Source organism: Psychroserpens mesophilus, assembly GCF_050617655.1.
Taxonomy (GTDB): domain Bacteria; phylum Bacteroidota; class Bacteroidia; order Flavobacteriales; family Flavobacteriaceae; genus Psychroserpens; species Psychroserpens mesophilus_A.
This window is the reverse complement of record NZ_JBODQC010000013.1, coordinates 18675-35374: the sequence shown is the minus strand read 5'-3', so window position 1 is coordinate 35374 and position 16700 is coordinate 18675. Positions and strand designations below refer to the sequence as shown.

Here is a 16700-nt window from a genome sequence, read left to right as displayed (position 1 = left end):
GATTTATAAGAATGTCATAAAACGTCTTTTAGACTTGATTACAGCTACAATTGGCTTCCTCCTCGCCTTTCCTGTTTTTATAATAGTTTGGATGGTATTACTCATAAAAAATAATGGAAGTGCTTTCTTTTTTCAAGAGCGACCTGGAAAAAATGAACGGATTTTTAAAATTATCAAGTTCAAAACTATGAATGACAAAACGGATGCTAATGGTGAGCTGCTTCCGCCTTCTGAACGCTTGACTAAGACTGGTGTTTTTGTTAGAAAGTACTCTTTAGATGAAATTCCGCAATTGCTCAATGTTATTAAAGGCGACATGAGCCTTATTGGTCCTAGACCTTTATTAATTAGGTATTTACCTCGATATAATGCGTTTCAAAAACAAAGACATAATATCAAACCAGGAATTACAGGTTGGGCTCAGGTTAATGGGAGAAACGCTATTAGTTGGGAACAAAAGTTTGAGTATGATGTTTGGTATGTCAATAACCTTTCTTTTGCATTAGATATAAAAATTATATTTTTAACCATCTATAAAGTTTTCAAAAAAGATGGTATTTATAGTGTAGATAATGATATAGTACCCGATTTTATGGGTACAGAAACAAATCAAAATAACTAAATGGCTCTAAATTTACTTTTTACCTGTGCTGGTCGACGTAATTATTTAATTAATTATTTTAAAGAAGCGATTAAAGGTCAGGGCAAAATATTTGCTGCAGACATGAGTATCTCTGCTCCTGCAATGGTTGATGCCGATGTGGCTATTGTAGTTCCAAGTATTTATGACGATTCCTATATTATGGCTTTAAAAAACAGTGTTAGCACACATCACATTGATGCCATCATTTCTTTAAACGATCTCGAACTCCCTATACTATCTAAGCATAAAGCTGACATAGAAACTACTGGTGCTAAAGTCATAATCTCAAGTGAAAAAGTCATTGATATCGCATTTGATAAAGTTAAAACATTCAATTTTATTTCAAATATCGGACTAAAAACACCACTCACCTATACAACTCTTAAAACAGTAAAGCAAGCCATAGCTGAAGGAAAACTTAACTATCCTCTGGTTGTAAAACCTCGTTGGGGAAGTGCTTCTATTGGAATAGATTTTCCAGAATCTGAAGAAGAGTTAGATTTAGCGTATAAACTTCAGCACATAAAATTAAAAAAATCCATTCTTAACACAGCAAGTGAACAAGATCTTAACAATGCTATTCTTATTCAGCAGAAAATGGATGGTAAAGAATTTGGAATGGATATCGTAAATGATTTCAATGGCAATTATTATGGCACGTTTGTTAGAGAAAAAGTTAATATGCGTTCTGGTGAAACCGACAAAGCTATCTCTGTTATTGATAAACGATTTGATTATATTGGTGAAATCATCTCTAAACATTTAGGGCATATTGGCAGTTTAGACTGTGATGTATTTATGGCCAATGACGAACTTTATGTTTTAGAACTAAACCCCAGATTTGGAGGAGGTTATCCGTTCTCACATGAAGCAGGAATTAATACTGCTGCAATCTATATTGAATGGCTTAAAGGCAACACAGAGGTTTCAAAATTTAACCAATATAAAGCAGGAAAGTTATTTTCTAAATGCGATAGAATGTTAGAGATAAAAAAATCCTAAATAAAGATGATTTTCTGAGCTTTTTTAGTTCCAGAGATTACATATTCGTTTTTAGAATTGTGCTTGTAAACCTTGATGTTGGATTCTGGTTCTGGATTAGCAAATAAAAAGGTATATACAAATTGTAATAAAAAAAGATACGCTTCAGATTTGAAATCTATTTGATTAAAGGTCTCAGAAGGATTAAAGTCATCAAGCTTTTCAAATTTAAAGTTTTGATGCGTGTCAGAATTATTTTCAGAACTCCCTCCTTTTAATAAGAATTTATATTTACGATAAAGTTCGTTTACTTTTCGTCGTCTTAAGAACAGTTTTAATTTAAAATAGAGTTCGGCATACGTTGCTTTTAAAACTGAAGCAACTGATTTTGAGTCATATAAAATGTGATAATTGAAATCATAAACCAGATTGCTCCATTTGTGCTTGTAAACAAAATCACCTTTAGAAAAATCTGAAATTTTATAATTATTTTCAAAACACCATTCCAGTAACTTTACAATAGAAGTTTTACCAATACTAAATTTGTAATAATCTGGATCAAAAACTGTTATGGTCTCAAAAAGAATATCTTCAGAATGAAAATTAAGTGTAATTCCTATAGGGTGTTTTCCGTTATATATGACAAGTAGCGAGGCTTGTTTACTATGTACCATTTTATACACTAAGTCTTTGTAGAAATTCCATTTTTTAGGACTTAAATGATGATAGTTTGTTTGCTTATCTGCAAATCGCTTACTTAATAATGCATGAAACTGCTCAAACAACATTTCAAATTCTGATGGACTTATATCGCCATGTATAAATGAATATGTAATGTCAAAACACGTTTCTAAACGTCTTTGATTGGACCTAAATTCTCTTCTGTTTTTAGAACTAAATTGAGCATTAATATATTCATCCTGGTCTTTATAAGATGAAATATCCATTAAAAAACCTTGATATTGAAATATTGTTTTTAATCTGAGTGAAGAATTCTTAGGAGGATTAAACTCTTTTACACCAAAATAATCTGGCACATCATATATTAAAAACGTTTTATTCTTATAATCTTGTTTGGAATAATCTAAATCATAAAAAATTCCTTTTGTAAGATTTCTTCCTGCATTAATATAAATGCCATCACTGGAATTTTTAATAAACTTAACATCTTTAATAAAATCAAAAGCTAATAAATCTTTTTCTTCATTAAAATGAGTAGACCAAGTCGTTTCAAATTGAGATGATGTAAAAGGATTGGTTTTCATTGAACTGTAAAACTAGTCTTTAAAATATCAATGCAAATGTAACATTTTTGGTAAGTTATTATCATTTAAGAGAATTTAAATATACTGTTTATTTTATTTACATTTGGCTCAAATATAAACAATACTATGACAGGTCATTTTATCATTTCTTTAGACTATGAAATTCATTGGGGTGTTTTCGACAAAAGGTCTGTAGAGGAATACAGAGAAAATTTAGAAAATGTTGGTAATGTAATTAATAGGCTTTTAGAAATGAGTGATAAGTATGGCGTTAAACTCACGTTTTCTACAGTTGGTTTTTTATTTGCTACTGATAAAAATGAACTCTTAAAGTACGCTCCTAAAAATAAACCTTCATATGATGTTAAAAAACACTCGCCTTACCCATTGTTAGAAACTATTGGAGACAATGAAGAAGAAGATCCATTTCATTACGGACTTTCAGGCGTGAAAAAAATCGTGGCAAATGGCAATCATGAAATAGGAACACATACATTTTGCCATTACTATTGCCATATTCCAGGACAAACAGTCGAGCAGTTTGATGACGATATTAATTCTGCAGTAAATATTGCCAAATCTAAAGGGATAGAAATAAAAAGTCTCGTTTTTCCTAGAAACATGATTGATGTCCATGAGTCTTCTGATCAACCCTTGCTTAATGTGTTAAAAAAACACGGCATCACGTCTTTCAGAGGAAAAGAAAATTCCTTTATATATAATATTCACACCACTAAATTTTATAAAAACTGGCTAGTTTTAAAATTCTTAAAGTTTTTAGATGCTTATGTGAGCGTTACAGGTCCTAACACATACAACGTTGTTAAGATTAACAAAGACAATGAGGTTATTAACCTTCCATCTAGTAGGTTACTTAGAGCCTATAGTGATAAATTCAAAATGCTCGAACCTTTTAAATTAAAACGAATAAAACGAGCCATGACACATGCTGCAAAACAGAACGAAATGTTTCATTTATGGTGGCATCCTCATAACTTTGGAGCACAGACAGATGAAAATTTTAACACCCTTGAAGAAATTTTTAAAACCTATAAATCCTTAAATGAAACCTACGGTTTTCAAAGTGAAACTATGACTGGATTAACCCGTAAAATCAAAGCTGCACGATAATAAAATAAGGGTTTACCATAGTAATTCTAATATAAGTCAACGTGAAAAATTGTTTTTTATCGTGTTTATTTGGTAAGTAAAAGCGTATTAATGCATCTTTATCATGAAAGTTCTTGTTTCATCTTGAATGTTCAAACCCAAATCCCTCGCTTAACGATAATATTGAATAGTAATTAACTTACTTAACAATTTTGATTATGGAATCTAAAATATGGTTGTCATCACCTCATATGGGTGGTAACGAGCAATCTTACATCAATAATGCTTTTGATACTAATTGGATAGCTCCTCTAGGACCTCATGTTAATGGTTTTGAAAGTGATCTGCAAAACTACCTCAAAGAAGATACTCATGCCGCTGTTTTAAGTTCTGGAACTGCTGCACTTCATTTAGCTCTTATTTTACTGAATGTTAAAGAAGGTGACGAAGTTATTTGCCAAAGTAAGACCTTTTCAGCTTCCGCCAATCCTATAGTGTATCAAGGTGCTACTCCTGTTTTTGTTGATAGTGAAAAGGATACTTGGAATATGTGTCCGGAAACCCTTGAAATAGCCCTACAAGATAGAATCAAAAAAGGAAAAAAACCAAAAGCTATTATTGCAGTTCATCTTTATGGCATGCCTTATAAAGCTGACGAAATTCATAATATTGCCAATGCTTTTAATATTCCTGTTATTGAAGACAGTGCAGAAGCTTTAGGAAGTTGTTATAAAAATAAAAAATGCGGAACTTTTGGTGACATCTCAATTCTGTCATTCAATGGAAATAAAATCATTACAACTTCTGGTGGTGGTGCGTTAATAACAAAAGATAAAGCCATAAAGCAAAAGGCCGTCTTTTTATCTACTCAAGCCAGAGATAATGCTGTAGAATATTTACACTCTTCAATTGGTTACAATTATAGATTATCAAATGTACTGGCTGGTATTGGCAGAGGTCAAATGGAAGTTCTTGATGATCGTGTACTCGCTAGACGTCATAATTTTGACACCTATAAAGCAACACTCAACAACATTGACGAAATTACATTTTTAGAGGAACCTGAAGGCTATTATTCCAACAGGTGGTTAAGTTGTATTTTAACACCTTCGGAAGAAATAAAAGAAGGCTTACGACTAAAGCTTTTAGAACACAATATAGAATCGAGACCATTATGGAAACCAATGCATCAACAACCTGTTTTTAAAGCTTGTCCAAGCTATTTAAATGGTATTTCAGACGACTTATTTAAAAAAGGCTTATGTTTGCCTAGTGGTTCAAACTTAACTGAAAATGAATTGAATAGAGTTATTTCTGCAATAAAAACGTATTTTAGAGCATGATTAAACGTCAACTTCAAAACATATCGCAAAAATATGCCTCCAAATGGCTGGTCATGTTATTCGACCTTGTCGTTGTAGCATTTACCTTTGTGATTGCTTATATCATTCGTTTTAACTTCAAAATAGATTTTGATGTTCTTGTCATGTTTAAGCAAATACCATTTGTTTTTCTTGCTGCATTTATAAGTTTTTTACTTGTTGGTTCGTATAAAGGTGTGGTTCGGTTTACTGGATTTAAAGATGTAGTAAACATCATCATAGGTGTAAATATCTTAGCGACCATTCTTATTGTTACCACATTTTTTAGCAGAAAATTACACTATGAAAGTATTTTTAATATTTCAGGATCTGTAATTTACATCCACTTGATGTTAAACATTTTATTCCTGATTGGCTTTAAACTCTTTATAAAATCAATGTATAACCATGTTATGCAGGATTTTAAAAACAAAAAAAGAGTCATGATTTATGGTGCAGGAAATTCTGGCATGCTTACTTACGATGCCATAACTAATGACCCTAAAAACAGTCATGAGGTCGTTGCCTTTATAGATGATAATGAGCGTAAAGTTGGAAAAAAAATAAACACTTTGTATGTTTATAGTTTACAGAAAATAACAACCGATCTCATAGAAAAACAAGCTATTGAAGAAGTCGTTATTTCCATACAAAACATTGAACCTTCGAGACTTTTAGAAATTTCGAGCATTCTTTTTGAATTAGGTCTAAAAGTTAAAATTGTCCCTCCAGTACAAACCTGGATTGATGGAGATTTAAGTGTCGGACAAATCAAAGATGTAAAAATTGAAGATCTTTTAGGAAGAGAACCCATTACCATTGTTAATCCTGCGTTGGTTCATGAATATGAAAATCAAATTATTTTTATTACTGGAGCTGCAGGTTCTATTGGTAGTGAAATTGCCAGAAAAGCAACCAACTATGCTTATAAAAAATTAATACTAATTGATACTGCCGAATCTGCTTTGTATGAACTTCAACAAGAATTCATTCAAAAAGGAATCAAAAACTTTACTGCTATTGTTGCTGATGTTCGTGATAAAAAACGAATGGAAAGTTTGTTCCATATTTATCGTCCTAAAATAGTATTTCATGCAGCAGCTTACAAACATGTTCCTTTAATGGAAAATAATCCTTATGAAGCTGTTAGTGTAAATATTGGTGGCACTAGAAATATGGCTAATTTAGCCGTAAAACATGGTATCAATAAATTTGTACTTATCTCTACAGACAAAGCCGTTAATCCAACCAATGTGATGGGAGCGACTAAACGTATTGCAGAGCTGTATGTAAATTGCCTCCAAGGTAAAGGACAGACTAAATTTATAACAACTCGTTTTGGTAATGTATTAGGCTCTAACGGATCTGTGATTCCATTATTTAAAAGACAAATTGATTCTGGTGGTCCTTTAACAGTAACACACGAAGATATCACCAGGTATTTTATGACAATTTCTGAAGCTTGTCAATTGGTTTTAGAAGCAGCAACAATGGGCAATGGTGGAGAAATTTTTGTTTTCGACATGGGAGAATCTGTTAAAATTTATGACCTGGCTAAAAACATGATCATTCTTTCTGGTCTTCGTTATCCTGAAGATATCGATATTAAAATAACCGGTTTACGTCCAGGTGAAAAAATATTTGAAGAACTTTTAGCAGACGATGAAAAAACAAAACCTACCTATCATGAAAAAATTATGATTGCTAAAACTCGTAAAATTGATGCTGATGATATCTCTGAAAAAATCGCTAATTTGTGTATCGTTAATTCAAAAGTTCAAAACCTTGAAGTGGTATCACTTATAAAACATATCTTGCCAGAATATATTTCTAATAATTCAAAATTTGAAGTATTAGATTCTAAGAAATAATCAAAGCTCCTAAATAAAAATACAATGATTAAACATTATAACCTAAAGCATGTAACCAGACTTTTATCAATTATAATTCTTTCGATAGCCTCATCTTGTGCTTCAAGAAAAGACATTGTTTATTTTCAAGATGAACCATTAAATGAAGAAAGCCAATTAGATAATATGTTTGAATTAACATACAAAACTAATGATATCCTCACTATTGACGTTTCTTCTATCGAACCTGCTGCTGTAATGCCTTTTAATTTATCACCTGTATCTTATGCTAATAGTACTAATAACGGAAATGATTTAAATGCAAATGGTAACCTTTTGAGACAAACTTATCTGGTAGATCCAATGGGTAATATTGAATTTCCAGTTTTAGGTTCTATAAAAGTTGGCGGACTTACCAGAGCTCAAGCTACAGAAATGCTTAAAGAAAAATTGAAAGACTATGTTACAGATGCCATAGTAAATATTAGACTTATTAACTTTACAGTTACCGTTTTAGGTGAAGTTAACAGACCTGGAACCTATACCATACAAGATGAACGAATTTCTCTAGCGGAAGCTCTAGGCTTAGCTGGTGATTTATCTATCTATGGAAAAAGAGATAATGTCTTTTTAATTCGTGAAGTAGATGGTAAAAAGAAGTATGCGAAACTCGATTTAAGATCTATTAACGTCGTAAATTCACCTGTATATTATTTATCGCAAAATGATGTTATTTATGTTGAACCAAACAATGCAAAAGTTCGTCAATCGGCATACAACCAAAATACGGGTGTCATCATTTCTGCAGTGGCTACTTTAGCAACCATTACGGCTATCATTATCAATTCAAATAAATAGGTTTAGCATTATGAGCTCCAATAAATCAAACAATTTACAAAACGAACTTAGAAACAACGTCGATTTATTCGTTTCTAAATGGAAGTTTATTTTATTTTGTTTAGTCTTGGCCATAGGTATTGCTTTTCTTTACCTGAGATATGCTGATTACCAATATCAAGCTACTGCCATAATTAAAATAAACAGTGAAAAACAATCTAAGGCAATGCCAGAATTGTCTGCACTACAGGATTATGGAATGTTTTCATCAGATTTTAGCAATATAACCGACGAAATAGAAATAATTAAATCAAGAAATTTAATCAGACAAGTCGTTGAAGATTTAAAACTGAACATAAAATACTACGTAAAAGGAAAAATTAAAGAGCAAGAAGTCTATAAAAATCCACCCGTTATTCTTAACTTTTTTGAAAGCGACTCACTCATTAATACTGTGGACACCACATTTCATTTAAAAGTTAAATCTGCAACTAAATTTACACTTTCTAACGAAGAAGGTAGTGAACTTTTTGATATTGAAAGTTCTAACGCTAAAGAGTATGCTTTTGGAGACCGAATAACTTCTGGCTTTGGAGATTTTATAATTACTCCAAATACTGGAAAATTTGCTGTAAAGCCTGGAACTGGTATAAAAATTAAATTATCAAATATTAAAAATGTTGTAGAACAGTATCAAGGTAAGTTTAAAATATCTAATGAAAAAGGTTCTAATATAATAAAAATCAACCTTAAAGAAAGTATCAAACAAAAAGCAGCTTTAATCTTGGATAAGCTGGTTGAAAAATATAATAATGATGTTATTGAAGATAAAGAAAAAATAGTTAAGGCTACTTCAGATTTTATAAACAACAGACTCAATGTCGTTTCAAATGAATTGGAACAAGTAGATTTTACTGCCGAAACCCTTCAAAAAAATAACAGATTGACAGCTTTAGCATCTCAAGCAGATATCTTCTTACAAAGTGAAAAAGCCAATGATGCTAAAATTATAAATACATCTAATCAAATTCAACTAATCGATTACATGAAAGATCACTTGAATAATAATGAGTCTGATAGTGATCTTCTTCCTGCTGATGTTGGTATAGCTGATAATTCAGTTATGCAAATTACTAAAAGTCACAACGAACTGGTTCTCCAACGTGATCGTATTTTAAAGAATTCAACTGAAAAAAACCCAACAGTTATTAATTTAAACCAACAAATTAATGCTTTAAAACAAAACTTAAATCAAAGTTTAGATAATATTAAGTCGGCTAATGCCATCACCTTAAATTCCTTAAATCAAGAAGATGCAAGAATAAGTTCTCAAATATATTCAGCTCCTGGAAAAGCAAGACAATTTAGAGATGTCAAGCGTCAACAAGATATAAAAGAATCACTTTACCTCTACTTATTACAAAAGCGCGAAGAAACCGCAATTTCTCAAGGCATGTCTTCTCCTAATGCAAAAATAGTTGATCATGCTTACGTAACTGTTGATCCTGTGACACCAAAAAAGACTATTGTATATCTAGCTTCATTAATTTTAGGCTTAGCAATTCCATTATCTTTAATTTATACTAAAGAACTTTTAAATACAAAAATTGAATCTAAAAAAGATCTGGCATCAGTATTGAATATTCCATATTTAGGAGATATCCCTAAATCTGATAAGAAACAACTTATGGTTAAAAAAGTTGATTATTCTCCTAAAGCAGAAGCGTTTAGAATTATTAGATCGAATATTAATTTTATGCTTCAAGATAACGCCAGCAGTTGTAAAACATTGTTTGTTACTTCAACAACTGCTCAGGAAGGAAAATCACATACTTCTACCAACTTATCAAAATCTTTTTCTTATTCTGAAAAGAAAGTATTATTAATAGAAACAGATATTAGAGTTCCAAGAGTCAATGATTATTTGGATATCAAAGCGAATAAAGGTTTGACCGATTATATTTCAGACAAATCTCTAAACATAAAAGATGTTACGGTAAAATTAAAAGACAATGAGTTTTTAGATGTTATTCCATCTGGAACTATTCCTCCTAATCCTGCCGAATTGCTTATGAGTAATCGGGTTAATGAGCTTTTTAAGACTGCAAAAGAAAATTATGACTATATCATTGTAGATACAGCTGCAGTAGGTTTAGTTACAGATACTTTATTAATAAGCGATCATGCAGATATGTTTGTATATGTGGTAAGCGTTAATAATATAGACAAACGACAATTACATATTGCACAAACTCTTTATGATGAAAAACGTTTGCCTAACATGGCTGTACTTTTAAATGGTACTATTAAAAAGAAAGGCTATGGTTACGGTTATGGAAACAACCCACAACGTAAGAAGAAAAAATTCGGAATTATTTAATAAAAAAAAGCCACAAACTTGATCGTTGTGGCTTTTTTAATTATAATTTTCTTCTTGATTTTTCTTGTTTCAACAGGTTAAGCTCTCGACTTGTTTGTCCTGCTACAGATGTATTTTCTTCAGCGCGTCTTATCAAATAAGGCATCACATCTTTTACTGGCCCAAAAGGCACATATTTTGCAACATTGTATCCTTGTTCGGCTAAATTAAAACTGATGTGGTCACTCATTCCATAAAGTTGTCCGAACCATACATTATTGTCTTTTTTATCGATACCAAGTTCTTTCATCAAATCCATAGCTAAATAACAACTGAGTTCATTGTGAGTTCCTATAAATAATGAAATCGTATCGAGATGATTCATAATATAAGTCATACACAAATTAAAATTATCGTCGGTTGCTTTCTTCGTTTCACATATAGGAGATTGATACCCTTTATTTTCAGCTCTTTCTCGTTCCTTTTCCATGTAAGCACCTCTAACAATTTTAAACCCTAATTTAAAATGTTGTGAATTGGCGCGTTCATGAATCGTTTTTAAATAATCAAACCTGTCCCAACGATAGGTTTGCAAGGTATTATAAACAATAGGTTTGTCTTGATTGTATTTTTTCATCATCGCTTCACAAAGTTCATCAGCAGCCTCTTGCATCCAACTTTCTTCTGCATCAATTAAAACCTCTACATCTTTTTCTTTAGCCAAACTACAAACAGTATCAAAACGAGCTACTATCCTATTCCATTCCTCTTGTTCTTGTTCTGTGAATGTTTTTCCTTCACCTTTCTTCTGATACAGGTAAAAGCGTCCGAAACCTGTTGGTTTAAACACCACAATTGGCATAGCTTCACGCTCATCGGCAAATTTGATGATTTTCAAGATTTTATCTCTTGCGTCATCAAAAGTAGATTCCTCTTCTTTTCCTTCAACAGAATAATCTAACACAGAACTTACACCTTTAGTAAACATTTTATCTATAACAGGCAAACAATCTTCCTCATTAATGCCTCCACAAAAATGATCAAATACTGTAGATCGAATTAAGCCTTCTACTGGTAAATTTGCCTTTAAAGCAAAATTGGTTGCTGCAGTTCCTATTCTTACCAGAGGCTGATGAGAAATCATCTTAAACAAGAAGTAAGCACGTTCTAATTGTGCATCATTTTTTAGTGCAAAAGCAACTTCAGTATTATCAAAAAGGGTGTTTGTATTCATTCAAAAAAAATATATCCCAAAAATAATTATTTGGTAGCTATTATTTTACTAAAAACCGCTAATTTTCCACTTTCTTATTAAGATCCTAATGACTATGAATACCATAGAAACTCAAACATATAAAGTTCATTTTAATTCTAAAGGCTACGACGAACTTAATCGCTACATTAAGCATCATCATTTTTCAAAGATTTTTATGCTTGTCGATTCTAATACACACGACTATTGCTGGCCTGCATTTATGTCGCAGTTAGAAACAAACCTGATCATCGAAATCATTGAAATTGAAGCTGGAGAAGAGTACAAAACAATTGATACTTGTGTTGGTGTTTGGAATGCTTTATCTGAATTAAACGCAGACCGAAAAAGCCTGATGATTAATCTTGGTGGTGGTGTGGTTACAGATCTTGGAGGTTTTGTTGCCAGTACATTTAAAAGAGGCATTAAATATGTTAATATTCCTACCTCTTTACTCGCTATGGTTGACGCTTCGGTTGGAGGAAAAACTGGTGTAGATCTTGGTGTTGTTAAAAATCAAATTGGTGTTATTAATTCTGGTGATATGGTTGTAATTGATACGTCTTTTTTAGAAACGCTTCCGCAGAATCAGTTAAAATCTGGTTTGGCTGAAATGTTAAAACACGGTCTTATAAAAGACAAAGCCTACTTTGAAACGTTAACCGATTTATCTAAGCTCACACTAAATGATTTGGATGATTTAATTTATGAATCTGTCATAATAAAGAAAACCATTGTTACTGAAGATCCTAATGAGCAAGGTGTAAGAAAGCATCTTAATTTCGGACATACACTTGGGCATGCCATTGAGTCCTACTTTCTGGATTCTGAAAACAAAAATCAGTTGTTACATGGTGAAGCTATAGCTATCGGTATGATTTTAGAATGTTATTTATCTGCTGAATTACTAAATTTTTCAAAAAAAGATTTAGAACACATTACCAAAGCCATACACACAATTTATGAAAGTGTTCATTTTGAAGACAAAGACTATGCTCCTATTATTGAACTTCTGAAGTTTGATAAAAAAAATGAGCATGGTAACATCAACTTTGTACTGCTAGAAGCTATCGGACAACCAAAAATTGATTGTTTAGTACCTAACGAACTTATCGTTGAAGCTTTTGCATACTACAATCGTTCAATTTCTTAACTGAGTTTTAAACCAATTATGTAACTTTAGTGATATATTGAAGTTCATGAAAAATGTAATTGAAACCTTTTATAAAGCATTCAGCAACCTTGATGCAGAAACCATGGTGTCTTGTTACCATGATAATATTGTATTTGAAGATCCAGTCTTTGGAGTTTTAAAGGGAGAACGTGCTAAAAACATGTGGAGAATGCTTTGCGAATCTCAAAAAGGGAAAGCGTTTCAAGTTACCTATTCAAATATTACACTTTCAGAACATGAAGGCTCAGCAACATGGGAAGCATTTTATGTGTTTAGTAAAACTGGTCGAAAAGTTCATAATACCATTGATGCGCGTTTTAAATTTAAAGACGGTAAAATTATAGAACATACAGATACTTTCAATTTATATAAATGGTCAAAACAAGCTCTCGGTTTAAAAGGTTTTGTAATAGGAAACACTATGTATTTTAAAAACAAGTTAAAAGTACAAGCCAACAGGCTTTTAGATAACTATGAAAAAAAGAAAGCTAACTCAAACTAATGAGATAGCTTTTATTAACAACCACTACTGTTTCTTTTTAGGGACTCAAAAGGTTTACTTTATGTTTCAGTATTGGTTGTGATATTATTATTTCAAAATTTGTGCCATAATTATAAATCGTTAATTTTTTAAATGAAGTTGTAAGCAGTCATACCAATGCGTTCACAGAATATTTGAACTGGAGTGGTTTAAAATGTTGTGTATCGTAAAAAAAAAGGTATTAAGAATATTCAGGTTTCTTACCAACAACACCTTTAAAAAAAGATTTCATAAATATAAAATCGGCTTCAATATCATCTGTAGGATAGAATGGCTGAGAGATTTTATTTTGTTTATTCTTAAAATCTAACGTAAACATTATAATTGGCACTTTAGCTTCTTTTGCTATATAGTAGAATCCTGTTTTCCAATCTTTTACTTTTTTTCTGGTACCTTCAGGAGCTAGTGTTAGCCTGAACTCATCTTTATCTTCAAATAATTTAGCAATGGCTTGTACTTTATTTTGACCAGAAGTTCTATCTAGAGGTGCTCCACCAACAGCTCTAAAATACCAACCAAAAGGCCATTTGAATAATTCTTTTTTGCCTACAAAATTGGTTTTAACATTGGTGATTTTTCGTAATAACAGCCCAATATAGAAATCATGCCAGCTGGTATGAGGCAAAGCAATGATGACTGCCTTTTTAACAGTATCCTTTGAAAAATTTGTGTTTCCTTTAATATTCCAACCGAGAAGTTTAAAATAGATAAATTTGGCTATCCAACGCATTTTACATCTTTTGATATAATCCTTTAAGCTTATCTCTTGTAATAATTTGCTTCCAGTTTTTACCAACAGCATTTATCCAAAGAGGTTCCAGACTTAAAGCTACATCTATCATGATGTCAAATTCTTCATTACTTAAATTAGCACATAACCCTTGAGGTAACTTAATGTTATGTTTCTGTTTCATTTTTTTGAACAACATCACACCATCAGGATAAAATTCTTCTAAATGATCAAAAACAATACAGTTTCCGATACCATGCTTTGTTCCTAGTAAATAAGATAATCCGTAACTCATAGCATGAGCAACACCAACTTGAGAGTAAGCGATACTCATTCCGCCATGCCAGGAAGCCATCATTAGTTTATCTTGGGAGTCTTCTTCTGTTAAATTATCTTCAACAAATATTTCTAAACATAATTGATATGCTTTTTCGCCATAACTCTGACTAAACGCATTAAGATACGTGCCATTTAATGATTCAATACAGTGAATATAACAGTCCATTCCTGTATAAAACCATTGGTCTTTGGGAACATCTTTGGTTAATTCTGGATCTAGTATGACCTGATCAAAAGGTGTGTGATCTGAATTGATTCCAAGCTTCTTCTCTGGTCCTGTAAGTACAGTTGTTCTTGATACTTCAGCACCTGTACCAGAAATTGTAGGAATACCTACATGATAAATTGCAGGTGTTTTTACCAAATCCCATCCTTGATAATTTTTTGCTTCTCCTTCGTTAGTTAAGAGAATAGCTACAGCTTTGGCAAGGTCTAAAATGGTACCTCCTCCAATTCCTATAATACCAGATGGACGATCTTTATGTGTTAAAATAATTTGTTCTACTAACTCATCAACCTGAGATGTTTTAGGTTCTTCGTCAGCAGATATATATAGTAATTGGTCATTATATGCTATTGGAATTCGAGACGTAAGCCACGAGTTACCTTTAAACACATCATCAACCAAAAAAATAAATGGTGCTTTTATGTTTTGCCTTTTAGGTGCAATAATATCTCCTAACTGGTTAAAACTGCCTCGTCCAAATACAACTCTGGACACCATTGGATAATTCTTATAGCTCATTCGTTTTATAATCTTAAATAAAGCTTTGCTTTAATTTTTAGTTTAATACCTGAATAACATCAAGTAAACTATGTACTGTTTTATATGTTTTGCTCTTAGTTTCATCGTCATTAACCTGTTCATGTAACCATGTGGTATGAAAAGGTATGTGAATTGCTTTAGCTTTTATATTTACCAAAGGTAAAATATCAGATTTTAATGAATTACCTATCATTAAAAATTCAGAAGGTTTAATATCTAAATGGTTTAGCAATTTAGAATAATTAGCTTCTTGTTTGTCACTAAGCACTTCTATATGATGAAAGTAATCTGTTAAACCAGATTTTTCTAATTTTCGTTCTTGATCAAGCAAATCTCCTTTTGTTACTAATATCAACTTGTAATCAACAGATAATGTTTTCAGTGTTTTCTCAACACCTTCAAGTAATTCTACTGGTTTATTCAGCATGTCTTTTCCAATGTTCAAAATAGCGTTAATTGTTGAATTAGAAACCTCATAGTTTGATAATTCTAATGCCATTTCTACCATAGATAAAACAAACCCTTTGACACCATAACCATAAATTGGAAGGTTTTTCATTTCCATTTTAAAGAGCTCCTGGTCAATTTTATTGGCTGTTTCGTATCTAGCCAAGAGGTTAGCAAATTCTAATTCTGCATCTCTAAAATACGTTTCGTTCACCCAAAGCGTATCATCTGCATCAAAACCGATTACTTTTATGTCTTTATATTCGTTGTTCAATTATTCCAAAGTTTTTTTGCACGTTCTAAGTCTTCAGGTGTATCTATTTCAACACCTTCAACTGTAGTTTCTACCATTTTAATCCGCTTACCATACTCTAAATAGCGAATGCATTCAATTTTTTCAGTGGCTTCAATAAACTGCATTGGTAATTTATAAAAATCGAGTAAAGCTTGTTTTCTGAATGCATAAATACCTTTGTGTTTAAAGTAGCGTGCACCAGCTTCTTTATCTCTTGGATACGGAATTGGACTTCTGGAAAAATAAAGCGCAAAACTATTTTGATCTACAATAACTTTAACGGTATTAGGATTACTAATTTCGTCCCAATCGTGAATTTCAACCATTAAAGATGCTAAATCAATCTCTTTCTGATGATCATCTTTAAAAGCTTTAAGCACTTTTTCAAGGCTTTCACGTTCGGTAAAAGGTTCGTCACCTTGCACATTTACAACAATATCGACATCTAAATCTTCAACAGCTTCTGCAATTCTATCACTACCAGACTGATGTTCTTTTTTGCTCATAATGGCTTTGCCTCCATTTGCAACAATCTCATCAAAAATAATCTCACTGTCAGTCACAACATAAACGTCATCAAATAATTGAGTCGCTACTGTAGCTTCATAAGTTCTAACAATCACGCTTTTACCTGCCAAATTCTGCATGAGTTTGCCTGGAAATCGCGATGCACTGTAACGTGCTGGTATCATTGAAATTATTTTCATGAATGGTTGAAAGAATTCATTCAAAAATAAAACTTTTAAAGGA

15 protein-coding genes are annotated in these 16700 nt (G+C 31.8%); 9 read left to right on the top strand and 6 right to left on the bottom strand.

Translation table 11 applies throughout. The features are described 5' to 3' along the window. Position 1 precedes the first annotated feature (1 nt). Entirely contained in the window at positions 2-622 is a 621-nt protein-coding gene (locus ACRHNM_RS15345) for a sugar transferase (RefSeq protein ID WP_431137549.1), read from the top strand. Further along, on the top strand, positions 623-1645 hold the full coding sequence (locus tag ACRHNM_RS15340; protein ID WP_431137537.1) for an ATP-grasp domain-containing protein: 1023 nt from the start codon (positions 623-625) through the stop codon (positions 1643-1645). It begins immediately after the preceding gene. Here the strand turns inward: ACRHNM_RS15340 and ACRHNM_RS15335 are convergent. Beyond that, on the bottom strand, positions 1642-2889 hold the full coding sequence (locus tag ACRHNM_RS15335) for a GNAT family N-acetyltransferase (protein WP_431137536.1): 1248 nt from the start codon (positions 2887-2889) through the stop codon (positions 1642-1644). The two genes, ACRHNM_RS15340 and ACRHNM_RS15335, sit on opposite strands and share 4 nt — an antisense overlap. A gap of 126 nt (positions 2890-3015) precedes the next feature. Here ACRHNM_RS15335 and ACRHNM_RS15330 point away from each other — a divergent pair, with 126 nt between their 5' ends. The 5 genes from ACRHNM_RS15330 to ACRHNM_RS15310 all read left to right on the top strand — a co-directional run bounded on the left by ACRHNM_RS15330 (position 3016) and on the right by ACRHNM_RS15310 (position 10427). Beyond that, on the top strand, positions 3016-4020 hold the full coding sequence (locus tag ACRHNM_RS15330) for a polysaccharide deacetylase family protein (protein ID WP_431137535.1): 1005 nt from the start codon (positions 3016-3018) through the stop codon (positions 4018-4020). Positions 4021-4217: 197 nt separating this feature from the next. Next, positions 4218-5342 (top strand): aminotransferase class I/II-fold pyridoxal phosphate-dependent enzyme, encoded by a 1125-nt coding sequence (locus ACRHNM_RS15325; RefSeq protein WP_431137534.1) that lies wholly within the window; start codon positions 4218-4220, stop codon positions 5340-5342. Beyond that, the gene (locus ACRHNM_RS15320; RefSeq protein WP_431137533.1) at positions 5339-7231 is read left to right on the top strand and encodes a polysaccharide biosynthesis protein; all 1893 of its coding nucleotides are present in this window, start codon (positions 5339-5341) and stop codon (positions 7229-7231) included. Before ACRHNM_RS15325 ends, ACRHNM_RS15320 begins: the two co-directional genes overlap by 4 nt. Positions 7232-7255: 24 nt before the next feature. Then, complete coding sequence (locus ACRHNM_RS15315) at positions 7256-8068, top strand: polysaccharide biosynthesis/export family protein (RefSeq protein ID WP_431137532.1); 813 nt, start codon at positions 7256-7258, stop codon at positions 8066-8068. 10 nt (positions 8069-8078) lie between these two features. Beyond that, the gene (locus ACRHNM_RS15310; RefSeq protein WP_431137531.1) at positions 8079-10427 is read left to right on the top strand and encodes a GumC family protein; all 2349 of its coding nucleotides are present in this window, start codon (positions 8079-8081) and stop codon (positions 10425-10427) included. A 40-nt stretch (positions 10428-10467) separates the two neighbouring features. Here ACRHNM_RS15310 and ACRHNM_RS15305 read toward each other — a convergent pair whose 3' ends face one another. Further along, complete coding sequence (locus ACRHNM_RS15305; protein WP_431137529.1) at positions 10468-11640, bottom strand: proline dehydrogenase family protein; 1173 nt, start codon at positions 11638-11640, stop codon at positions 10468-10470. A 94-nt stretch (positions 11641-11734) separates the two neighbouring features. Between ACRHNM_RS15305 and aroB the strand changes: the two genes are divergently transcribed. Both aroB and ACRHNM_RS15295 read left to right on the top strand, forming a co-directional pair. Continuing rightward, positions 11735-12811 (top strand): 3-dehydroquinate synthase, encoded by a 1077-nt coding sequence (gene aroB / locus ACRHNM_RS15300; RefSeq protein WP_431137528.1) that lies wholly within the window; start codon positions 11735-11737, stop codon positions 12809-12811. A 46-nt stretch (positions 12812-12857) separates the two neighbouring features. After that, on the top strand, positions 12858-13334 hold the full coding sequence (locus tag ACRHNM_RS15295) for a nuclear transport factor 2 family protein (protein WP_431137527.1): 477 nt from the start codon (positions 12858-12860) through the stop codon (positions 13332-13334). 220 nt (positions 13335-13554) lie between these two features. On the opposite strand, the gene ACRHNM_RS15290 is transcribed toward ACRHNM_RS15295, so the two are convergent. Genes ACRHNM_RS15290 through kdsB form a run of 4 tightly spaced genes read right to left on the bottom strand, consistent with a single transcriptional unit; the run spans position 13555 to position 16657 of the window. Next, on the bottom strand, positions 13555-14103 hold the full coding sequence (locus ACRHNM_RS15290) for a 1-acyl-sn-glycerol-3-phosphate acyltransferase (protein WP_431137526.1): 549 nt from the start codon (positions 14101-14103) through the stop codon (positions 13555-13557). 1 nt (position 14104) lies between these two features. Then, positions 14105-15187 (bottom strand): iron-containing alcohol dehydrogenase family protein, encoded by a 1083-nt coding sequence (locus ACRHNM_RS15285; protein WP_431137525.1) that lies wholly within the window; start codon positions 15185-15187, stop codon positions 14105-14107. Between the two features lie 37 nt (positions 15188-15224). Continuing rightward, positions 15225-15929 carry an HAD family hydrolase gene (locus ACRHNM_RS15280; protein ID WP_431137524.1) on the bottom strand — a complete coding sequence of 235 codons (705 nt, stop codon included), beginning with the start codon at positions 15927-15929 and terminating at the stop codon, positions 15225-15227. Beyond that, on the bottom strand, positions 15926-16657 hold the full coding sequence (gene kdsB, locus ACRHNM_RS15275; protein WP_431137523.1) for a 3-deoxy-manno-octulosonate cytidylyltransferase: 732 nt from the start codon (positions 16655-16657) through the stop codon (positions 15926-15928). Before kdsB ends, ACRHNM_RS15280 begins: the two co-directional genes overlap by 4 nt. Positions 16658-16700 lie beyond the last annotated feature (43 nt).